The 22,035-nt window shown below is 71.4% G+C and carries 16 protein-coding genes; 7 read left to right on the forward strand and 9 right to left on the reverse strand.

Going from position 1 to position 22,035, the window contains the following annotated elements; genetic code table 11:
• Positions 1-42: 42 nt before the first annotated feature.
• The 3 genes from ACIQFU_RS11370 to ACIQFU_RS11380 all read right to left on the reverse strand — a co-directional run bounded on the left by ACIQFU_RS11370 (position 43) and on the right by ACIQFU_RS11380 (position 6,584).
• On the reverse strand, positions 43-4,329 hold the full coding sequence (locus tag ACIQFU_RS11370) for a discoidin domain-containing protein (protein ID WP_402550637.1): 4,287 nt from the start codon (positions 4,327-4,329) through the stop codon (positions 43-45).
• Between the two features lie 261 nt (positions 4,330-4,590).
• Positions 4,591-5,601, reverse strand: a complete 1,011-nt coding sequence (locus ACIQFU_RS11375; protein ID WP_402550638.1) for a LacI family DNA-binding transcriptional regulator — start codon at positions 5,599-5,601, stop codon at positions 4,591-4,593.
• A 38-nt stretch (positions 5,602-5,639) separates the two neighbouring features.
• The gene (locus tag ACIQFU_RS11380) at positions 5,640-6,584 is read right to left on the reverse strand and encodes an endonuclease/exonuclease/phosphatase family protein (RefSeq protein WP_402550639.1); all 945 of its coding nucleotides are present in this window, start codon (positions 6,582-6,584) and stop codon (positions 5,640-5,642) included.
• Between the two features lie 424 nt (positions 6,585-7,008).
• On the opposite strand from ACIQFU_RS11380, the gene ACIQFU_RS11385 reads away from it, so the two are divergent.
• From ACIQFU_RS11385 to ACIQFU_RS11395, 3 genes are all read left to right on the forward strand, one after another.
• Positions 7,009-8,733 (forward strand): carbohydrate-binding module family 20 domain-containing protein, encoded by a 1,725-nt coding sequence (locus tag ACIQFU_RS11385; RefSeq protein ID WP_402550640.1) that lies wholly within the window; start codon positions 7,009-7,011, stop codon positions 8,731-8,733.
• Between the two features lie 180 nt (positions 8,734-8,913).
• Complete coding sequence (locus tag ACIQFU_RS11390) at positions 8,914-10,017, forward strand: NlpC/P60 family protein (protein WP_402550641.1); 1,104 nt, start codon at positions 8,914-8,916, stop codon at positions 10,015-10,017.
• Positions 10,018-10,021: 4 nt separating this feature from the next.
• Positions 10,022-10,954, forward strand: coding sequence for a hypothetical protein (locus tag ACIQFU_RS11395; RefSeq protein WP_402550642.1), 933 nt, complete (start codon positions 10,022-10,024; stop codon positions 10,952-10,954).
• 64 nt (positions 10,955-11,018) lie between these two features.
• Here ACIQFU_RS11395 and ACIQFU_RS11400 read toward each other — a convergent pair whose 3' ends face one another.
• Positions 11,019-11,528 (reverse strand): SRPBCC family protein, encoded by a 510-nt coding sequence (locus ACIQFU_RS11400; RefSeq protein WP_402550643.1) that lies wholly within the window; start codon positions 11,526-11,528, stop codon positions 11,019-11,021.
• 573 nt (positions 11,529-12,101) lie between these two features.
• Here ACIQFU_RS11400 and ACIQFU_RS11405 point away from each other — a divergent pair.
• The 3 genes from ACIQFU_RS11405 to ACIQFU_RS11415 are packed head-to-tail and all read left to right on the forward strand — an operon-like array spanning position 12,102 to position 15,579.
• Entirely contained in the window at positions 12,102-13,448 is a 1,347-nt protein-coding gene (locus tag ACIQFU_RS11405; protein WP_402550921.1) for a uracil-xanthine permease family protein, read from the forward strand.
• Positions 13,445-14,872, forward strand: a complete 1,428-nt coding sequence (locus tag ACIQFU_RS11410; protein WP_402550644.1) for an amidohydrolase family protein — start codon at positions 13,445-13,447, stop codon at positions 14,870-14,872. The genes ACIQFU_RS11405 and ACIQFU_RS11410 overlap by 4 nt, the downstream gene beginning before the upstream one ends.
• Entirely contained in the window at positions 14,869-15,579 is a 711-nt protein-coding gene (locus tag ACIQFU_RS11415) for a sulfite exporter TauE/SafE family protein (RefSeq protein WP_402550645.1), read from the forward strand. The genes ACIQFU_RS11410 and ACIQFU_RS11415 overlap by 4 nt, the downstream gene beginning before the upstream one ends.
• A gap of 48 nt (positions 15,580-15,627) precedes the next feature.
• On the opposite strand, the gene ACIQFU_RS11420 is transcribed toward ACIQFU_RS11415, so the two are convergent.
• The 3 genes from ACIQFU_RS11420 to ACIQFU_RS11430 form a co-directional block, all read right to left on the reverse strand.
• A complete protein-coding gene (locus tag ACIQFU_RS11420; RefSeq protein WP_402550646.1) occupies positions 15,628-15,819 on the reverse strand; it encodes a hypothetical protein in 192 nt (63 codons plus the stop codon).
• Positions 15,820-16,039: 220 nt separating this feature from the next.
• The gene (locus ACIQFU_RS11425) at positions 16,040-17,080 is read right to left on the reverse strand and encodes a substrate-binding domain-containing protein (protein WP_402550647.1); all 1,041 of its coding nucleotides are present in this window, start codon (positions 17,078-17,080) and stop codon (positions 16,040-16,042) included.
• Positions 17,081-17,164: 84 nt separating this feature from the next.
• Positions 17,165-18,055, reverse strand: a complete 891-nt coding sequence (locus ACIQFU_RS11430; protein ID WP_402550648.1) for a LysR family transcriptional regulator — start codon at positions 18,053-18,055, stop codon at positions 17,165-17,167.
• A gap of 290 nt (positions 18,056-18,345) precedes the next feature.
• On the opposite strand from ACIQFU_RS11430, the gene ACIQFU_RS11435 reads away from it, so the two are divergent.
• Positions 18,346-19,578, forward strand: coding sequence for a hypothetical protein (locus ACIQFU_RS11435; RefSeq protein WP_402550649.1), 1,233 nt, complete (start codon positions 18,346-18,348; stop codon positions 19,576-19,578).
• A gap of 58 nt (positions 19,579-19,636) precedes the next feature.
• On the opposite strand, the gene ACIQFU_RS11440 is transcribed toward ACIQFU_RS11435, so the two are convergent.
• Positions 19,637-20,422, reverse strand: coding sequence for a hypothetical protein (locus tag ACIQFU_RS11440; RefSeq protein ID WP_402550650.1), 786 nt, complete (start codon positions 20,420-20,422; stop codon positions 19,637-19,639).
• A gap of 159 nt (positions 20,423-20,581) precedes the next feature.
• Positions 20,582-21,703: an FAD-dependent oxidoreductase gene (locus tag ACIQFU_RS11445; protein ID WP_402550651.1), complete on the reverse strand. Its 1,122-nt coding sequence runs from the start codon at positions 21,701-21,703 to the stop codon at positions 20,582-20,584.
• Positions 21,704-22,035: the final 332 nt, after the last annotated feature.

A 22,035-nucleotide genomic window follows, 5' to 3' on the forward strand; every position in this document is an offset into this window, starting at 1 on the left:
ACAAGGAACACTGTCGGACCCCGGTATGGACCGGGTACGGGTCTACGGGTTGCGAGTGATCTTGAAGGTGGACGTCGTGTTGCGGATGTCCACGGCGTTGTCGCCGAGCCTCAGTCCGTTGAAGGTGACCTCACCGACCGCCGGTCCCTGCCCGGCCTCGGGCATCTCGTTGGCCCACAGGCCGAAGCCGGACTTGGCGTCGAACTCGTCACCGCTCCTGTGCGCGCCCGTGACGGAGACGTCGGTGAAGACCGTGTCCTTGATCGGGAACTGCGGCTGGCCTCCCACGTAGTTCGTCTGGAACATGATGCCGCTGTAGGTCGGATCGACGATGTCGACGTTGTTCACCCTGATCCCCTGGAACACCTTGGACGCCGAGAACACCCAGATGCCGGGGAAGGTCTGTCCGCCCCAGAAGTGTCCGCCGGCCCGGACGATCGACACGTTCTCGAAGCTCGTCGGATCGGTCCCGAAGCCGTTCATCGGGTAGCCGAAGTCCAGCGAGCTGATGGTGATGCCCGAGTAGACCAGGGTGTCCGCGATGTGGATGTTCCGGAAGGTGTTGTTGTAGCCGCCGTAGACCGCGAGACCCGCGGCACGCCAGGTCAGCGTCGTCGTGAGGTTTTCGTACAGGTTGTTCTTCATGTCCGCGCCGCCCGCGTCGATCGCCGAGAAGAGCGCGAAGCTGTCGTCGCCGGTGGCCCTGGCGTCGTTGTTGGAGACCAGGTTGTCGGTCGAGCCGTTGGTCATGTTGACGCCGTCGGCGAACATGTTGCGGATCCGGGAGTTCCTGATCGTCATCCGGTCGGTGTTGGCGCCCCAGTACAGGCACACCATGTGCTCGTTCCAGATGTTGTCGATCACGATGTCCGAGGTGTTGGAGAAGTCGAACACCTTGCCCGGCCCGTCGATACGGCTCGTGTAGTTGCCGAAGTAGGCGAAGTTCGCGAACGTCGAGCCCTTCGCGCTCGCCTCGGCCCGGAACCCGATGTCGGTGTTGTCCTGCGTCGACGGCGCGTTGAACCGGGTGAACCAGGGCCCGGCGCCGACCACCTTCACCGCCTTGCCGTACACCTGGAACTTGCTCGACGTCTGGTAGTCGCCGGGCGGCAGGTACACCCCGACCAGCTTGCCCGAGGTGTCCATGCGGACCTGGTCGAGCGCGTTCTGCACGTCCTGGTGCGTGAAGCCGGCGGGCACCGCGTACGCCGCCGGATCGGGGTTCGCCAGCGCGGAGACCTGCTCCAGGTCGACGAAGTCGATCGCGTAGTCGGAGGTGTTCGACGCGTCCTTCTGCAGCCGGATCCTGCTGCCCGCCGGGACGGTCTCGCCCAGCATGAGGTGCGCCTCGTCGTAGATGTGCCGCGGGGCGCCCGCGCCGGGGGAGTTGCCCGGCGAGGCCTCGGCGCCGTACAGCCAGGCGTACTTCGAGGTCAGTGGCAGCGCCTTCTTCAGGACGCCGTCCACGTACACGTTGAGCGTCGCGTCGATGCCGCCGCCGCCCGGAGCGTCCGGGATCGAGAAGCGGGTCACCAGGGTGTTGGTGTCCGCTTTGGTGGTGAACTCGACGTACTCGCCGGTCTTGTCCAGGTGGACGGCCCTGCGGCCGGACGCCTCGCCCGCGATGTCGCCGATGGTGCGGTTGGGCCCGACCACGGTGGCACCGCCGCCGACCGTGCCGTCCTCCGCCTCGTACGTGTCGTACGGCATGTTCGCGCCGCGCCCGACGAACAGCGGCTGGGTGGAGGTGTTGTTCTCCCGCTTGACCGGCAGCTCGTTGGCGTCGTCGCCGACCGTGACCTTCAGGCTGTAGGAGCCGTTGGCCGCCTTCCAGGGGCCGAGGCTCACGGCCGGGGCCGTCGAGCCGGCGGCGATGACACCGGAGTGCGTGCCGGTCAGGGTCTTGACCGTGCCGCCCTCGGCGTCGACCAGGGTGAGTGTCACCGGGTGGCTGCCGCCCGCGGAGTCCTGGGTGCCCTGGTTCTTCAGCGCGAACTTGAAGGTCACGTCGTCACCGGCGGCCGGACTGGACGGCGAGGTGGTGACGGCGGCGACCAGGTCGGAGCTCTGCACCGGCTTGACCACCAGCGGATCGGGCCGCGTGTAGGTGTTGTTGGTCTCGTTCTGCTCGATGATCTCGTTCGCCTCGTCGGCGACCGCGCTCAGTTCGTACGAACCGGCGTCGCGGGCCCCGACGGACGCGCTGACCGTGGTCTGCGCACCCGCCTCCAGGGCGGGGACGTCGGCGGTGGCGACCTTGGTGTCTCCGAGCCTGATGGCGACCTTCCCGGCCGGGGCCTTCGCGGCGCCGCTGTTGCGGACCGTCGCCGACACCGTGATCTCGTCCGACTCGACGGGGGAGTCGGGCGACGTGGTCAGCTTCGTCACCTCGAGGTCCGGGTTGGGCGCCGGGGTGCCGACGACCTGGAACTCGGCGATCTGCCCGGCCGTCGCCCCGGTGTTGGAGGTGAACCTCAGCCGGACGTCCGCGACCCGGTCGCCGACGGGTATCGTCACGCTGTTGCCGCCGCTCGCCGGGTCGAAGACGTAGTCCTCGGCGTCCACCAGCGAGGTGAAGCCGGACGCGTCCTGGGCCCGGCCGAGCACCTGGATGTTCTGGGTGCGCTTCGACCAGCTGTTGTCCGGGTTGAGCTTGAGGACGACGCTGTCGACGTCCGCGTTCGCGCCCAGCTTCAGGGTCAGCGTGTTCGGGTAGCTGCCCGCCGCGCCCTCCCAGTAGGTCGACGTGCTGTTGTCGTTGGCGTTCTCGGCCACGTAGGTGTGGATGAAGGACGAGGCGCTGATCGGCTTGCCGACGGCCAGGTTCGAACCGTCCCTGGTGCCGTTGCGGATCACGGAGTTGCTGTCGCCCGACTCGTTGCCTGCCGCGTCCTTGGCCCGCACGAAGTAGGTCACGTTGGCCGACGCCGGCTGGCTGTCGGTGTAGGTGGTGACGTCTCCGGCGACGCTCTTGCGGAGCTGGTTGTTGGCGTAGATGTCGTACCCGGTGACACCCTTGTTGTCGGTGGAGGCGTCCCAAGTCAGCTTGATCCGACCCGCGTCCGGTTCGGTGAGGGTCAGGTTCGAGGGCGCGGTGGGTGCCTGGGTGTCGCCGGCCGAGGCGCGGCGGGTGACCGAGTTGCTGTTGCCCGACTGGTTGCCTGCCGCGTCCCTGGCGCGCACGTAGTAGGTGACCGTCGTGTCGGCCGGCCGGGTGTCGGTGTACGTGGTGACGTCGCCCGCGACCGAGGTCAGCAGGTCGCCGTCGGCGTAGACGTCGTACCCCGTGACGGCCGTGTCGTCCGAGGACGCGTTCCAGGTCAGCCTGATCTGCCCGGTGGCCGGCTCGGTGAACGCGAGGTTCGCGGGGGTGGACGGGGCCTGTGTGTCGCCCGTCTGCGGACCGTAGACCTCCAGCTCGGAGACCTGGGCCGCGGGCTGACCGGTGTTGGCGCTCACCAGAACCCGCACGTAGCGCGCGGTGGCCGCGTCGAAGGTGACCGTCGCCGACTGACCGCCGGCCGCGTCGAAGGTGTACGCCTTGGCCGCGGTCAGGTCGGTGAAGTCCGTGCCGTTCTCACTGGCCTGGATCTTCAGGGTCTGGCTGCGGTTCGGCCAGCCGTCCGGCAGCCGCAGGACGACGCGGTCGACGCGGCGGGAGGAGCCGAGGTCGGCCTGGAGCCACTGCGGCAGGGCGTTGTTGGCGCTCTCCCAGTAGGTGGCCTTGTTGCCGTCGTTGCCGTTGCCCGGGGTGTACGCGCCCGTGGAGCTGCTCGCCGTCAGACGCCGGCCGGCCGCGAGGTTGGTGGAGGACTCCCCGGCCGCGTGCACCTCCAGCTCGGAGAGCTGGGCCGCCTGCCACCCGGTGTTCGCCGTGATGTTCACCCGCACGAACCGCGTCTGCGTGGCGGGGAAGGACACGGTGACCGTGTTGCCCGAACCCGGGTCGAAGGCGTAGGTGGCGGACGTCTTCAGCGTGCTGAAGCTCGTGCCGTCGGCGCTGCCCTGGACGGAGAGCGTCTGGTCGCGGCTCTCCCAGCCGGCCGGCAGTCTCAGCACGACCTCGTCGATCCGCTCGGTGGCACCGAGGTCGGTCTGGACCCACTGGGGCAGGCTGCCGCCGCCGCTCTGCCAGTACGTGCCCTGGTTGCCGTCGGTGATGTTGGCGGCGCCGTACTCACCGTGCGAGCTGCTCGCCGCGGTGGCGTCTCCCACGGCGATGTTGGGGCCACCGGCGGCCGTGGCCGACAGCAGCGGTCCTCCCAACGCCAGGAGACTGGTCGCGACCACGGTGCACACGGCCCGCGATCTCCAGTTCCGGTTTCTCATCTGTCCCCACATCAGGTAGACACTCAATGTTCTCTGACATTTACGCGGAGCGCTCGCAGAGTTGCAGAGAAATGTTGAGTCGTCTACAGGATGGGCAGCGCGAAGTGGGCCCGCGGCAGGGCTCGGTGGTGCCGGTGAGGGCCGGAGAGGCGTCGGGGCACGGCTCGGATCAGCGGCTTTCACGAGCTACGTCGGATAGCCGCAAGCCACTGCCATTTCCCGCAAGAGACTTGCGGTCACAGGGCGGTGCTGAGAGGTCCCCTAGTCGGCGGCCGGCTGCGCCGTGGAGCCCCGGACCACGAGTTCCGGTTCGAAGAGCAGCTCGCCGTGGGGGACTTCGGTGCCTTGGATTTGTGCGCAGAGGAGGTCGACGGCGGCGCGTCCCATGGCTTCGATGGGTTGGCGGACGGTGGTGAGGGGTGGTTCGGTGCAGGTCATGAAGGCGGAGTCGTCGTAGCCGACGACGGAGACGTCGTGGGGTACGCGGTGTCCGTGGCGGCGGGCGGCGCGGACGGCGCCGAGGGCGAGGGGGTCGCTGGCGCAGATGATGCCGGTGATGCCGCGTTCCAGGAGGCGGGTGGCGGCTGCCTGGCCGCCTTCCAGGGAGAACATGGCCCGCTCGACGAACTCCCCGGGCAGCTCCGTGCCCGCGGCCCGGGCCGCGTCGCGGGCGGCGGCCAGCTTCCGGCGGGAGGGGATGTGGTCGGAGGGGCCGAGGACGAGGCCGATCCGCTCGTGGCCCAGCGACGCCAGGTGCCGCCAGGACTGCTCGACGGCGACGGCGTCGTCGCAGGCGATGCACGGGAAGTCGAGGTTCTCGATCGACGCGTTGATCAGCACCACCGGGATGTTGCGCTCGGCGAGCAGCCGGTAGTGGTCGTGCGGGGCGTCGGCCTGCGCGAACAGACCGCCCGCGAACACCACTCCGGAGACCTGCTGTTGCAGCAGCAGCTCGACGTAGTCGGCCTCGGAGACGCCGCCCTTGGTCTGGGTGCACAGCACCGGGGTCAGCCCCTGCTGGGCGAGGGCACCGCCGATGACCTCGGCGAACGCGGGGAAGATGGGGTTCTGCAGCTCCGGCAGGACCAGTCCGACCAGGCGGGCGCGCTCGCCCCGCAGCTGGGTGGGCCGCTCGTAGCCCAGGACGTCCAGCGCGCTCAGTACGGACTGCCGGGTCGTCTCCGAGACTCCCGGTTTGCCGTTGAGCACCCGGCTGACCGTGGCCTCGCTGACCCCAACCTTCTTCGCCACCTGAGCAAGTCGTCGCGTCACAGACGCAAGGCTAACGCAAACACCGCAAGCCGCTTGCTTCAGTCCCAGGAGATCTGGGCGACGACAGGAAGGTGATCGCTGCCGGTGGCGGGCAGGGTGCGCAGAGCGCCGACGGTCCCGGCGCGGGCCATCACCTGGTCGATCCGGGCCAGCGGCAGACCGGCGGGAAAGCTGAGCGCGAGGCCCCGCACGGCCACGTTCAGCGAGTCGGTCAGGGGACGCAGCGCCCGGTCGTCGACCGTGCCGTTGAGATCGCCCAGCAGGACCACCCGCCGCAGCTCCTCCGCGTCGAGGGCGTCGCCCAGCCGTCCTGCGCTGTCGTCCCGCCAGGCCGACGCGAGACCGCCCGCCCCTACCCGGACCGACGGCAGGTGCGCGACATAGACGGCGACTTCGCCCTGCGGCGTGTGCGCCACCGTCCGCAGCCCGCGTTCCCACTCCTCCTCGATGCCGCGAGGCTTGATGTCCAGTGGACGTGAACCGGAGAGCGGGTACTTCGACCAGAGGCCGACGGTGCCCCGGACCGTCCGGTACGGATAGTCCGGCGCGAGTGCCGTCGCGTACGCCTCCAGCGCCGGCGGCACCAGTTCCTCCAGGGCGACGAGGTCGGGCCCGGCTCCGGCGAGCGCGCGGGCCGTGCCCGCCGGGTCGGTGTTCTCGTCGCTGACGTTGTGCTGCACCACCACCAGGTCGTCGGCGCCGGGCTCCGGCGCGGGCAGGAGCAGCCCGCCGAAGAGGTACGTCCAGGCGGCCGCCGGCAGAAGCAGTGCCACCAGGGCGAGCGCCGAGCGGCGCACCAGCGACAGGACGAGCAGCACCACGACGACCACGCCGAGCCACGGCAGGAAGGACTCCAGCAGACTCCCCAGGCCGCCCACGCGGTTGGGCACCGAACGGTGGAACGAGAGCAGGAGAGCGGTGCACACCGCCACCCCGGCGAGTACCCGCCCCCGCCCTCCCGTCCAGGCAGCCCAGTCGGTCATCGCACCCCGTTCCCTCGTCCTCGCCGCCAGGTTCACCAGTCAGGACGAGGGAACGGCGGCGCGAGTTCCGGCGGCTGCGGGGGCGCTGTCACTCCTTGCGCTCCTTCCACGCGCGGAACTGCGCAGAGTGGTGGACCGAACCGCGGGCGGCCGGACCCCCAGATCTTGAAAGAGGGGACGGAAAGTTGCAGAAAGCTCTTACGGCAGCCCGAAGCTACCCGTACGCGGCGGCTTCGTAAAGAGGTCCTGCTTCAACTTTCCGGCGTGCGGGAAGGGTTGACCATCGTTGAACGTCGCCCTTACGGTCACGACCGCAACTCCTTGCAGTCTTCTTCTGCAACGTATTGCAAGGCGGGCGTCGACTCCCCAGACACCCGTCGGCACCCTGCCCCCGAGACACCCGCATCCTCACACGGGAGACTCCATGCACGGGAACACCAGCCCAGCGCGAAGAATCACCGCCACCGCGCTCGCCCTCACCGCCGGCGTGGCCGGCAGCCTCCTCGCCACCACGGCACCGGCCCAGGCGTCCCCACCCGGCGACAAGGACGTCACCGCGGTGATGTTCGAGTGGAAGTTCACCTCCGTCGCCCAGGCGTGCACCGACACCCTCGGCCCGGCCGGCTACGGCTACGTCCAGGTCTCGCCGCCCCAGGAGCACATCCAGGGCGGACAGTGGTGGACCTCGTACCAGCCGGTGAGCTACCGGATCGCGGGACGCCTCGGTGACCGCGCCCAGTTCAAGAGCATGGTCGACACCTGTCACGCGGCGGGCGTGAAGGTCGTCGCCGACTCGGTGATCAACCACATGTCGGCCGGCAGCGGCACGGGCACCGGCGGCTCGTCGTACACCAAGTACGACTACCCCGGCCTCTACTCGTCGAGCGACCTCGACAACTGCACCTCGCAGATCAGCGACTACGGCGACCGCTTCAACGTCCAGGAGTGCGAGCTGGTCGGTCTCGCGGACCTGGACACCGGCGAGGAGTACGTACGGGGGAAGATCGCCGGCTACCTCGACGACCTGCTGTCCCTCGGCGTCGACGGCTTCCGGATCGACGCCGCCAAGCACATGGCCGCCGCCGACCTCGCCGACATCAAGTCCCGGCTGAGCAACCTCGGCGTGTACTGGAAGCACGAGGCGATCTACGGCGCCGGCGAGGCCGTCTCGCCGACCGAGTACCTCGGCAGCGGCGACGTACAGGAGTTCCGCTACGCACGCGACCTCAAGCGGATCTTCAACAGCGAGAACCTCGCGTACCTGAAGGACTTCGGCGAGAACTGGGGCTACATGCCCTCGGACCGGTCCGCCGTCTTCGTCACCAACCACGACACCGAGCGCAACGGCGAGACCCTCACCTACAAGGACGGCGCCGACTACACCCTGGCGCACGTCTTCATGCTGGCCTGGCCCTACGGCAGCCCCGACGTCCACTCCGGCTACGAGTTCACCGACCAGGACGCGGGCCCGCCCAACGGCGGACAGGTGAACGCCTGTTACAGCGACGGCTGGAAGTGCCAGCACGCCTGGCGCGAGATATCCTCCATGGTCGCCCTCCGCAACACCGCGCGCGGCCAGGCCGTGACCGACTGGTGGGACGACGGTGGCGACCGGATCGCCTTCGGGCGCGGCTCCAGGGCGTATGTCGCCATCAACCACGAGGGCACCTCGCTGACCCGGACGTTCCAGACGTCGCTGCCCGCGGGGGACTACTGCGACGTCCAGTCGGGCAAGGGTGTCACGGTCGACGGGGCAGGCCGGTTCACCGCCACCCTGGGCGCCGACACGGCCGTCGCCCTGCACGTGGGCGCCCGCACGTGCGAGGGCGGAGGCGATTCCGGCAACCCCGAACCGGTGGCCTCCGGCGCCTCCTTCGCGGTCGACGCCACCACCAGCTGGGGCCAGAACGTCTACGTGACTGGAAACCGGCCGGAACTCGGCAACTGGAACCCGGGCAACGCCCTCGAACTCGACCCGGCCGCCTACCCGGTGTGGAAGCGGGACGTGGAACTCCCCGAAGGTACCTCCTTCGAGTACAAGTACATCCGCAAGGACGAGTCGGGCAAAGTCACTTGGGAGAGCGGCGCCAACCGCACGGCCACCGTCGGCAGCACCAGGACTGCCCTCAATGACACTTGGCGTGACTGACCGCCGCTGGTAGGGGAGTCGCGTGTGAGCAAACCGACACACGCGGGGAGACCGGGGTGGGCCGTTCGGGGGAAGGTAGCCTGTTCAAGGCTCGAACGGCCCACCGCGTGACCCGCGGTGCGACCGCGGCGGCGGCCGTCCGCCCGGGCCGCCCGCACGCGACCTCTGAGAGTGGAGTTCATGAACGTGTCGACCGGCGGCAGACGGTTACGGAGCCGGGGTGCCACCGCAGCCCTCGTCTGCGCGATCGTCCTGTTGCCCGGCCCCGGATACGCGGCCCCGGGCGAACCCGACCCGCACACCGACAAGTCGATCGAGGACATCCGCGCCGAACTGGACGGACTCTACCGCGAGGCGGAGGTGGCCACCGAGGAGTACAACGCGGCCAACGAGAAGGCGGCCAAGCAGGAGAAACGGCTGACGGCCCTCCGCAAGGACCTGACCAGTGCCGAGAAGCGGGTGAAGGACCTGCACGACCTCGCCGGTGCGGCCGCCCGCACCCAGTACCGCGGGGGCGATCTCGCCGCGACCGGCATCCAGTTGCTGCTCGGCGACCACCCGGAAGGGGCGCTGGACGAGGCGTCCCAGGCCCGCCAGGCCATGCGCGGCCTGGTCAACGTCTCCGAGACCCAGAAGGCCGCCCGGGAGGACCTGAGCGAGCAGACCGAGGCCGCCACGAAGGAACTGCGGGACCTGAGGGGCAGCCGCGCGGACAAGGCCGCGGCCAAGCAGAGGATCGAGAAGAAGATCGCCACGGCCGAGCGGATCGAGGCGGGACTCGAAGAGGAACAGACCCGCAGACTGGCCCAGTTGGAGAAGGAGCGGGCCAAGGAGGCGGAGGCCAGGTGGACGGAGTCCGGCGGCTCGTCCGGCGGCTCTGCGGGCAAGGACAAGGGCAAGGGGGGAGGCCCCGGCGGCGGCACGCAGGTGAGCGGAGCGGCCGGCCGGGCCGTCGACTTCGCCATGGCGCAGATAGGCAAACCGTACGTGTGGGGCGCGGTGGGCCCGTCCTCCTACGACTGCTCCGGACTCACCTCCGCGGCCTGGGCGGCGGCCGGACACCCCATTCCCCGTACCTCGCAGGCCCAGTGGGGCGGCCTGACCCGCGTCGGCCTGTCCTCGGCCCGCCCCGGCGACCTGATCATCTACTACAACGACGCCACCCACGTCGGCATGTACATCGGAGGCGGACGGATCGTCCACGCCCCGCGGCCGGGCCGCGGCATCACGACCGCACCGGCCGCCTCCATGCCCGTCCTCGGCGTCGTACGCCCCGGAGTCTGAGCGGATGACCCACTCGCTGACCCCCCGTGACAAGGGGAACCTGCCCGCGCTCGGTGCCGCGCCGCTGATCCGCCTCGACGCCTATGTCGCCGAGGACGGTTCGACGGTGGTCAACGGTCACCTGCTGGAGATGGGCGGCATGCGGCAGCCCAACGAGGCGATCCTCGACGCCGTCGCCATGTTCGCCCGCACCCTGGGGGCCCCGGTCGCGGCCACCGTCATCGACCGCACCGTGCAACAGGTGGCACGCCTGCGGGTGCACCCCGACGGCTCGAGCCGAACCATCGCCGACGAGGACGACCTGCCGCCAGGGCGCGAGCGCACCGCGGCGGAGGAGGCCGCGTTCCCCCCGCTCGCCCGCGTCGAGCGCATCATCCAGCACGCGCAGCGCGAGGAACTGCACGCCGCGTTCGTCCTCGCCAGCGCGCTGCGGGAGCACCTGACCCTGCGGCGCGGCGCCGAGGACGAACTCTCCCTGGAGGCCAGGGCGATCGAGGCCTACCTCGCGTATCTGCGCGGCGACCACATGCTCTCCACCGTCCTCGCGCTGACCGTTGCCCGGATCCGCTGCCGCACCGACCTGAACCGGGCCGCCCCCGACGTGGCCCGCGCCACCGCGGCGTGGCAACGCCTGTGGGACGAGGGCCAGGTGGCCACCCGCGGACAGGAACTCCTCCACATGTGGGAACGGCTGTCCGAGGCGGGCCTGCTGCAGGAACCGTCCCACCACGCCATGGCCCAGGCCGTACGGACCCGGCTGGAGCAGGGTGGCCGCTCCGTACCGCCCCAGTCCGCGCCCGTGGCGGCGGCCCTTTCCGCCGGCCCCGGCCAGGACCCGGCACCGGTCGCCCCCGAGGACAAACCCCTCAAGCCCGCCCGGCGCGGTCTGCGGCGTTTCACCCGGCGGGCCGGCCGGTCACCCGGACCGGCCTCCTGAGGACGGGACGCCCAGGATGCCGTCGGTGAGTGCGGAGGCGCGGCGGCCCGGGGCCCGCGTCCGGTCAGGCGCGCCGGGCCGCCTCCAGCTCCCGCTTGAGGTTGCGCAGGGTCCGGTCGATGTTGCCGACCTGGAACTCGGCGAACGTCCGGCCGCCGGTGACCACCCGGTCGAAGGCGGCGGCGACGGCGTCGGGCCAGGCGCGCCGGTCGTCGGTCCACGTCTCCGTCACCCGGGTGCCGTTCCCCTCCGGGGCGAAGCGGTACTCCCAGGTGGCGATCGGACCGCGCAGCCACGGCCGCCGCACCCCGATGGCGTGCACCCGGAAGGAGAACCGGAGCCCGGGGTCGGCCGCGGTGACCGTGCACCGGGTCACCCACCGGAACGCCCCGCGCTTGTTGCGCCCCACGAAGCCGGCGCCCTGCGTCGCGGGCCCCTCCGGCGTGCCCGCCGCGGTCCCGAGGTTCTCCGGGCTCCACCGGCCCATGTCGCCGGGACGGGACACCGCCGCGTAGGCCTCCTCGGGCGGGACCTCGACGAGAATGCTGCGGGACACGCTGAGAACGCGGGGCACGGCGACACCTTCCGGGAGAGAGGAACGGCGGAGCTACTGGCAAGTAGCCTCATGGTACGGCGGCCGGCGCGGACGGCCGGCCGGACGGTGCCGGCACCCTCCGGCCGACCGCAAGGAGGCCGGGACGTTCCGCGCCGAACAGGGCGCGGACTGGGTGCGGGCGGAGTGGGCGGCCGATCTGGGCCTCGCCGCCGTCGACGCGTCGCGTCGGCCGCCGCGTCCGGGCCCGCCGGGCGGTGCGGAACGCGCCGCCCCCGCCTTCGCCGCACCCGACGTCCGGTGCCGCCGGTCTTGACGTTGCGTCCGAGGGCTCCGCATACTGGCGGCCAAATCGATTTGGCCAAATCGATTTGGCTCTCCGTCCAGGGCCGGATCGCGGCTGAGAATCCGAACGTGCCCGTATGCCCGAACGGAGCCCGAAACGTGTCCAGTGCCCGTCAGAACCGTCCCCCGGCCGGTCCGGTGCCGATCACCGGTCCCACCCCGCACGACCCTCCGTCTCCGTCCGACCGGTCGCCGTCCAACCCGTCTCCGGCCGACGCCGGTCCTCTGTCCCCGCCCGCAGGCGCCGAGATGCGGGCCGGAGTGCATCCCGTGGACGAGGCACGTCCGTTCGGCCGGATCCTGCTCTTCGGCATCCAGCACGTCCTCGTCATGGCCGCGACCCCCATCTCGGCGATCTTCCTGATGAGCGCCACTCTCGGGCTCGACTCCGGTCTCACCGTGGACCTGCTCTCGGCGGCCTTCGTGCTCTCCGGCGTCGGATCCCTCGTCCAGTCGCTCGGCGTCTGGAAGTTCGGGCCCCGGCTGCCGTTCGTGATGCTGCCCGGCGGGGCGCCGCTCATCCTCTTCCTCGCCATCGCCGAACAGCACGGCCTGCGCACCGCCACCGGCGCGGTGATCCTCACGGCGGTGTTCACCTTCGTCGTCCTGCCGCTCTTCTCCCGGCTCCTCGCCTACTTCCCCGCCCTGGTCATCGGCACCATGATCGTCATCGTCGGCGTCAACCTGGTGAAGGTCGGTGCCGTGCTGGTCACCGGTCAGCCGGGATCGCCGGGCTTCGCCGACCCCGGCAACCTCGGCCTCGGCATGGCGACGATCGGGTTCACGGTCGCCTTCTACCTGTTCTTCACCGGCGTCCTGCGTCAACTCGCCGTCATGCTCGGCCTGCTGGCCGGCGCCGTCCTCGCGGCCGCGACCGGCGCGATCGACGGGGCGGGCGCCGACGCCCTGGGCGGCGGCCTGGTGAACCTGCCGCACCTGATGCCCTTCGGCTCACCCCGGTTCAGCCTCGTCGCCGCGCTGCCCCTGATGCTCTACACCCTGGCCTCCATGGCCGAGGCCACCGGTCAGACCGTCATCAACGCCGAGGCCGTCGGCAAGCGGATCGACACCCGCACCGACGTACCCAAGACCGTCCGTGGCGACGCGCTCACCTCGCTCTTCGGCGGCTTCTTCGGCCTGCCGCTCATGGTCACGAGCGGCGAGAACATCGGCATCGTCCGCGTCACCGGAGTGCGCAGCCGCTTCGTCACCGCCGCCGCGGGCGTCGTACTCGTCGCCATCGGCATCCTCGCCCCCGTCACCCGAGCCATCAGCGTGATCCCCACCCCGGTAGTCGGCGGCACCGCCATGGTCGTCTTCGGCGTCATCACCGTGCTCGGCATCCAGATGCTCGGCCGGTCCGACCTCGACAAGCACACCAGCACGTTCGTCTGCGCCGTCGCCCTCTCCCTCGGGCTGCTGCCCATCCTCGTCCCCGGCGTGTACGGGGGCTTCCCGCCCAACGTCCGCATCCTCCTCGAAAGCGGCGTGGCCGTCGGCACGTTCACGGCCGTCGTCCTCAACGTCCTCTTCCACCACGTCAGGCCCGGCGTCGTCGCCCGCCTGACCACACCGCGCACAGAAAGCGACCGATGAACCGACCCGACCGAGACGCCCTCGCCCACCCCGGCCCGCTCCTTGTCGTACCGGGCTCGGTGCTGTTGCCCGAAGGCCCCGTCGACGACTGGGCGGTCGTGGTCGACGACGGCCGCTTCACCGCCGTCGGCCCGGCGGACGAACTGACGCGCACCCACCCGCACCTGAACGCCGTCCGGGCGCCCGGGCACCTGCTGATGCCCGGCTTCGTCGACACCCACCACCACCTCACCCAGAGTTTCGGCGCGGCACTCGCCTTCGGCGAACCCTCCGAGATCTTCCGCCGCGTCTGGGTCCCGCTGGAGGGCGCGCTGGACGAGGAGTCGGCCTACACGGCGGCCAAACTGGCGGCGCTCGAGGCACTGCGCGGCGGCTTCACCACCGTCACCGACGCCGGCACCCGCGCCGGCGTCGACGTGGACGTGGTCGCCTCGGCCGCGCGGGACGCCGGTGTCCGCTGCGTACTCGGACTGATCTGCAACGACGCGGACGGCACGGGCGGCCAGGACGGCCCCGGAGACCCGGCCGTCCTGGAACACGCGGAGAAACACCTCGCCCGCTACGCCGACGACCCCCTCGTGCATCCCTCCCTGGCCGTGTCGATCCCCGAGGCGGCCACCGAGCACACCCTGCGTGCGACGGCCCGCATGGCCGCGGAAGCGGGTGCCGTCGTCCAGATCCACGTCAACGAACACCTCGCCGCCGTGGAACGCTCCCTCGTACGGCACGGACTGCGGCCCCTGGAACACCTGCACGGCGTAGGCGCGCTGGGGCCCCAGTTGCTCGCCGCGCACGCCACGCTCCTCACCCCGCGCGAGCTGACCCTGCTCGCCGACACGGGAACCGCCGTCAGCTACAACCCCGTCGCGAGTGCCTGGAAGGGCAACGCGGTCGCGCCCGCCACGGCCATGGCCGAGCGCGGCGTGCGCTTCGGCATCGGAACCGACGGCACCCGAGGCGACGGCTTCCGGCTCGCCGACGCCGCCGAGTTCGCCCAGCGGCTCGCGTACGGGCTGGCGACCGGCGACTCGTCGTGCGGCGCAGGCTGGACCTGGCTGGAGCGCGGCGCCCGCGGGGGAGCGGACGCCGTCGGCCTCGGCGCCCTCACCGGCACCGTGGAACGGGGAAAGGCGGCGGACTTCCTCCTCGTCGACATCGACACCCCTGAGCTGGCACTCTCGTGGGACCTGCCGTGGGAACTCGTCAGGCGTGGCAACCGGGACCAGATCACCGCGGTGTTCGTCGCCGGACACCTGCGGATGTGGCAGGGCCGGCCCACCGGCTGGGACGGGCCCGCGCTGGTGAGCCGGGCGGCCGAACTGGCCCGCGCCGCCGTCGCCGGGGCCGGCGTCACCCGGGTGCACCCGACGTCGACTGCGGCCCGGGCGCTGGGCGAGGAGCAGAAGGGGAGTGCACGGCGTTGAGCGCGCAGATGCTGGCGGTTCTCGCCGTCGCGGTGGCCGTCGCCGCGTTCGTCCAGGGCAGCAGCGGGCTGGGGTTCGCGCTGATCGTCGCGCCCGTCGCCGGGATCGTCGACCCCGGCCTGGTCCCCGTGTTCGTCCTGGCGTCGATGATCCCGCTCAACCTGTACGTCGCCTGGCGGGAACGGGCCTCGCTCGACCTGCGCGGCGCCGGCTGGATCACCGCGGCGAGACTCGCCGCCACGCCGGCCGGGCTTGCCCTGCTCTGGCTGATCCCGGAACGCAGTCTCGGCCTCTTCGTGGGCGTCGCCACGGTGCTCGCGGCCGTGGTCAGCCTGACGGCGCCCACGTTCGCGCCGGGGCGGGCGGCGTACGTCGGCGCGGGCGCGGTCACCGGACTGACGGAGACCGCGACCGGTGTGGGCGGCCCGCCACTCGCGCTGGTCTACCAGCACCGGCCGCCCGCCGAACTGCGCTCGACGGTCGCCGCCTGCTTCCTCGTCGGCGAGGTCGCCTCCCTGATCCTGCTCTTCGCGACGGGGAAGGCCGCACCCGCGGAACTGGGCCAGGCCGCTCTGCTCCTCCCGGCGATCGCCGTCGGAGCCTGGCTCAGCCGCCTGGTGCACCACCGCCTGGACGCCCGCAGGATGCGGCTGTTCGTCCTCGTCTTCGCGCTGGTGTCGGGGCTGGTGCTGATGCTGGGGGTCTGAGAGGACGGTTCGTCAGGCTCGTCCGGGTGCGCGTGCGTCGCGCCCGGCTCAGTCCCCCCGCGGCACCTCGATGTCGTAGACCAGCGCGTACACGATGTCCCGGGCCTGGCGCAGGTCGTAGCCCGTCGCGTCCACGATCACCTTGAGCGCCCGGATCGTGTCGCCGCCCAGCATGAACATGCGCGCATCGGCCTGCGCCTCGGCCGGAACCGCCAGGGCACGGGCTCGCCTTGGGTCCACGCTCCGCGGGATCCTCGGCAGCCCGCCGTCCCTTTTCCGGCCCCCCAACACCATCAGTCCCCCGTCCCTCATCCGTACGACCAGTTTCGTGGAGCGCATCCTATGCGGCCGGGAGCCGTCCTCCGAGGCCCTGTGGCCCGGCCCGGCCCGGCCCCGGTCTGGTCTGGTACTGGTCCGGTCCTGGCCCGTCCTGTCCTGGTCCGGCCAGGTCCCGGTCCGGTCAGGTCCCGGTCGACCGCGCCGACGAAGCGCGGGCGACCACCCGCGGCGGCGGGGACACCGTCACCGGCGCGCTGACGGTGTCCCCGCGGAGCCGGGCCAGGAGCAGTTCCACCGCGTCGGACGCGGCCCGGTCCAGGTGCAGGTCGACCGCCGTCAGCGGTGGCTCACAGGTGCGGGCGCGCAGGCCGTCGTAGCGGGTGACGACCATGACGTCGTCCGGCACGGTCCGCCCGCTGTCCCGGATCGCCCGGACCGCGCCCACCGCGAAGGCGTCGACGAGCGCGCAGACCGCGTCGGTCTCCGGGTGCTCGGCGAGCAGGGCGGCACAGGCGTCGTACCCGGCCTGCTCGCCGCCCGACTCCACGACGCGTGCCACGACCTGCTCCCAGCCGTACCGGTCGGCGGCCCGCTCGTAAGCGGTCAGCGCGTCGACGGACGAGTGCCGGGAACCGGAGCCCACGATCAGCGCCGGCCGCTCCGCCCCCTGCTCGTGCAGATGCCCGAGCAGCAGTTCCGCCACCAGGCCGCCGCGCAGGTCGACGTAAGGGGCGTCCTCGTCGGGCGAGACGGGCCGGCCCAGTGCCACGTAGGGCAGCCCGCGTTCGCGCAGCTGGGCCGCCGCCGCGTCGTCCACCTCCGGCTCGACGACGATGGCTCCGTCGATGTCCACCGAGTACAGCGCGGAACCGGACTGCACGGGCGGCACGAGCACGAGGGCGTAGCCGTGCAGCAGGGCGCTCTCCGCCGCGGCGGCCGCGACCTCCATGTAGAACCCGAGCCGAGAGGGCCCGCCCGCCACCGCGAACGGCATGGAGGAAGCCAGCGCGATGGCCTTAGCCTGTCCCCGCCGCAGGCGCTGCGCCCGCAGATTGGGGCGGTAGCCCAGCTCCGCCGCGGCCTGCCGGACCCGCTCCCGGGTCCGGGGATCGACCTTGCCCAGTCCGTTCAGGGCGTGCGACACCGTCGTGCGCGAGACACCGGCGAGGCGCGCGACGTCGGCGATCGTCGGCGGCCTCGGACCGGGTGCGGAAGTGACCATCTGCGCGAAGACTCCTCGCCGGTGTGGACGGTGGACGTCACCATCTTCGCCGACGCACGACCATCCGGAGGACACCGCCGGGCGTCACCCGGTACGTGGCCCCGCGTCCGAGACGGCGCGCGCGAGTTCGCGGACCGGCTCGGTCTCGCCCGCCGCCGGCCAGATGAGGGCCCAGCTCACCGTCGGCGCATCGTACGGGCGCAGGTAGCGCAGGCCCGGCCAGGGGTAGTAGCGAGCCGCGACTTCGTGGACGAGGGAGACCGCCGTGCCCGACGCGACCACGGCGGCGACTTCCTGGAACGTCGACACCTTCGGCCCGCGCCGGATCGGTCGGCCGCCGGGGGTGTGTGAAGGCACGAGTGTCTGCTGCCAGTACTCAGGGATGGGTGCCGCGCACTGCGGCAGGGTCCACTCGGCGAGGTCCTCCATGCCGACCGAGTCCTGGGCGGCGAGGGCATGTTCGGCCGCGACCATGAGAAGCGCGGGCGCGGTGACCACGACCGGGCCGACGGTGATGTCCGGCTCGCGGACGGGCAGCCAGGCGGTCGCCACGTCGACCGATCCGTCGCGAAGCGGTCCGAACGGGTTCGCGAAGGTCATCTCCTTGATACGGAGTTCCGTCTGGGGGTGCCGGGCACGGAACAGCTCCAGGATGTGTGCCTGGTCCTGCGCCTGGGGCCCGTGCAGACCGAGTGACAGCGTCTTCCTGTCCGCGGCGGCCGAGGCGGCGGCCGCACGGGTGCCGTCGAGTATCCGTCGGTACCCCGCGCCGAGATCCCCGCGCAACTGGGCGCCGATTCGGGTCAGTTCGACGCGGCGGCTGTTGCGCACGAAGAGGCGCGCGCCGATCTGCCGCTCCTGCTTGGCGATCGACTGGCTCACGCGCGCCTGTGACACGTGCAGCCGCTTCGCGGTCCGGCCGAAGTGCAGTTCCTCGGCCAGTGTCAGAAAGATCTCGATGTCCCGCAGCTCCATGTGCGCCCCCCCAGCTTCCACCGATAACCCTGGGCTTATCTGATCACGCGAAACCGGCCGTTGTTCGTGCCTTTGGCCTACGGCATCCTGAGATGCGGGTTGGCCGGGGGCGAGCGGTTCCGGGCAGAAGAGGGTTGACGGCGGATGAAGCCGGAACGGGGACGGGGGCTCTTTCGGTGCGCAGGGTGAGGGCGGCCACGGGCGTGACGAGTGTCGCGGCGGCGCTGACGATGGTGCTCGCGGGATGCGCGGGGGATGGTTCGGCGGACGACGGGGGTGGCACACGTCCGGTGCGTGAGGAGACTTCGGCCGCTCCCGCGCCCAAGGCGTACGATCCGCCGCGCAAGTTCACCGGGGGCGGGGTGCGGCTGTCCGCCACGGAGGCCGAGCACACGGAGACCACGCTGTGGAAGACCAAGGCGTTCGTCCTGACCGAGACCGGCCTGACCGCGTACGACACCCGGGGCAGCGGTGGTCCCGCCTGGTCGGTGAGGAAACCCAAGGGCATGTCCACGGGCGTGGACGAGCGTGCCAGGGTGTGGGAGAGCGCCCAGCCGTACGTGGTCCGGCAGGACGGGCGGACATGGGTGCTCTTCGCGTACCAGAAGTCCACGGAGGGCCGGGGCACGGCCAGGGGGACGTCGACGGTGAGCCTGCAGGCCGTCGACGCGGAGAGCGGCGAGCCGGCCTGGACGCTGGCAGTGCCCACCCCGGAGGCGATGAGCTTCGGTGACGACGCCGGTGCGGCCGTGGTCGGGGTCGAAGACGGCACGGCTGTGCTCACTGCCCGCACCACGCCCGACTTCGACGACGTGTACGACGACCCCAGGAGCATGGTCACCTACGGCGTCGACCTCGCTACGCGGCACGTCGACTGGCAGGAGACCGGTTTCGGCGCGCGAGTGGTCTCCGGCGGTGTGATCGCCGGTGAGCAGCTGCCCGAGAAGGCGGAGATCGGCCACGTGGACTGGACCGCTCCCGACGGCGGCATGCGGCTCGTGGGCCGGTCGGTCAGCGACGGGACGGTGCGCTGGAGGGACCCCCGCAACCTGTTCGGCCTGAAGATCGAGGGCATGGGGGCCGGCCTGATGTCGGCCGAAATGGTCCTGGAATTCGAGGAGAACCGCCAGACGTATGCGCTGCTCGACGCGGCCACCGGCCGGCGCCCGGCGGGGATGACCCAGGACAGTGCGGCCGACTTCGCCTACCAGGGCCGTTCGTGCGTCTACGACCAGCGGTCGGTCATCGTCTGCGAGTTCCCGTACGCCAGTATCGCCGCGCTGGACGCCCGCTCGCACAAGGTGCTGTGGAAGATCACGAAAGACGACCCGTCCAGGGAACTGCCGTCGATGACCACCGCCTGGCACGGGGCGGTCTACGCCGGAGTCGCCGGCCCCGACGGCGTCATTCTGGACGCGAGAACCGGCGAGGACGACGGAACCCACTCGGCCGGACACCTGACCCTCGTGAACGAGTACGGCGGTCTCGACCAGGACCTGACGGTGTACGAGGCCGTCGGCTGACACGGCGCGAAGCCGTGAACGGTCAGCGGTGCTCGGTCAGCGGTGCTCGGTCGGGTCCTCAGCGGCCTGGAGGCTGGTGTTGTGCTTCGTGGCCCGATCGGATCGAGAAGACGGGTGTACAGCGAGCTGAGCAGCACGTTCGGCTGATCGCGGCGATGGCGGCGGGCAGGCGCCAGTCGGCGTGGACGAAGGCGACGGGATCCGCGGCCTCGACGGCATGGTCCATCTTCACCGTGACCGGGCCACGTGCCTGCAGCGGGCGCAGTGCCTCGTTGAAGGTGCCCCTCGAGCCGGGCACCGGTCCGCCGGCCTTCGTGACTCCGTGCAGCCACCGGGCCGGCGGAACCGAGCAGTGGACGTTTCGGGCCGTCACGAGCCCCGGCCGCGACCCGTCCCAGGCCGCGGCGCGCGGTCCGCCGCACCCGAGCCCATGAGCTTCCCGGACCTGGTCGACGGCCTGCCCGCCCGGGGCGCCGACGCCGGCCGGGGACAGCTGTCGGTGCAGGGCGTCGTCGACGACGGCACCCGCCGCGACCGCCTCGACCAGGTCGTGGGCGCCGGCTTCCACCTGCTCGTCGGCGAAGACCACCTGGCCGCGCCGGAGAACGGCCGGCTGCTCGACGACCTCACCGCGGCGGGCGTCCGCATCGTCGTCTGCGGTGAGCGAGCCGCCGAGCACCCGGGAGCGGCCGTCGTCCAGGACGTGGACGGCACCTACCGCGCCTGGTTCACCGAGCCGGGCTGCTCGGCCGTCATGATCCGCCCCGACTTCTACGTGTACGGCGCGGCGAGCGGCTCCGACGCGGTGGCCGGGCTCGCGACCGAGCTGCTGGACGCGGTCCACGGCGGCGTGAGCGCGCCCAGGAGGCGCAGGCGGAGGCGGACGCCTGATGCCCCCCTTCTTGCGAGGACGGCTCCGGCGAGCCGGGCCCCCTGCCGGGTCCTCACATGTGGGGCCGGCCTTTCGTCGGGGCAGCTCGGTGGCGGCCGGCGGTGCGGCGGATCACAGACCGTTCTCGGTGAACAGGCTGATCAGACCCTGCGCCGTGTTGTCGGCGGAGTCCAGGCCGGGCATCTCGTCGGTGGCCGACTCGGCGCTGCGGGGGAACATGACCCGCTCGTACTCGGTCAGCGCCGCCTCGATGTCGCCGGGGTGCGCGGCGAGCGCCGCGCCCAGCTCCGCGCCGTCGAGCATCGCCAGGTTGGCGCCCTCGCCGTTGGGAGCGAAGAGGTGAGCGGCATCGCCCAGCAGGGTCACGCCCGGCACCCGGTCCCACCGGTGTCCGGCCGGCAGAGCGTGGAGGGTGCGCAGGGCCGGAGCGGCATCGCTGTCGGTGATCAGCGCGGTGAGCTCCGTCGCCCAGCCGTCGAATTCCCGGGCGATCCGTGCGGTGGCCGCGGCGGCATCGGTGAAGTCGATCGCGGCGAACCAGTCCCGCGGCCGGGACAGCCCCACGTAGGCATGCAGGGTGTCGTTCTTCTCCCGGTGGGCGAAGATCTCCTTGCCCGGTGAAGGGGCGATCAGCATGCCACCGCCGACGGCCTTCGCGGCGGCCGGGTGGCGTGTGTCTGCCTCGAACAGGTAGGTCTCGACGACCGATTTGCCGATGTACCCGGGTGTGGCCGAGGACAGCAAGGGCCGGACGAGTGACCACGCGCCGTCGGCGCCGACCAACAGGCGGGTGACGACGGCGCCTCCATCGGCGAACGTCACCTCGTGGCGGCCGTCGCCGAGGGAACGGGCACGGCTGACCTTGTGGCCCCACCGCACGGTGCCTGCCGGGAGTGAGTCGAGCAGGACCTGCCGCAGGTCACCGCGCTGCACCTCCGGGCGCCCGCCGGTCCCGTCGTCCGGTTGGTCGAGCAGGACGGTTCCGTCCTGGCCGAGCACCCGCAGCGCCTGTCGGCCTTCGAGGACGACGGCCCGGAACTCGTCGGTCAACCCGGCTTCCTCGATGGCGAGTTGACCGTTGTAGTCGTGGATGTCCAGCAGCCCGCCCTGTGCGCGCGCCGAAGGGGAGGAGTCGGCCTCGTAGACGGTGACCGGGATCGAGTGGACGTGCAGGACACGGGCCAGGGTCAGTCCGCCGAGCCCGGCGCCGACGATCGTGACAGGGGTGTGCATGGTGGCTCCTTCGGGTTCGGGCCGCCCGGTTCGCTCCGGCCGGCCACCTCTCGAAAGGTGCCGCCTCCCGCCGACGAGACACCGACATCCGACCGACAGCACCGACAGCGCTCCTGCAGGGCACCGACAGAACACCGACACCGGCGGGGCCGGCCCGGCCGATCGCGACGGCGTCCTGCCGGTCCTCGGGCAGGGTGCCGACTTGCGGTGGTGCAGACGGACATGAGGAACCTGTCTCAGCTGGCGCCAACTCGAAGGGCGCGATCATCGAGTGCGAGGGGACGTGGCACTGAACCTGTGGGATGCCAACCGTGATACGTGCCGGGCGCCCG

This window comes from Streptomyces sp. NPDC093065 (assembly GCF_044754585.1).
Classification (GTDB): Bacteria; Actinomycetota; Actinomycetes; order Streptomycetales; family Streptomycetaceae; genus Streptomyces.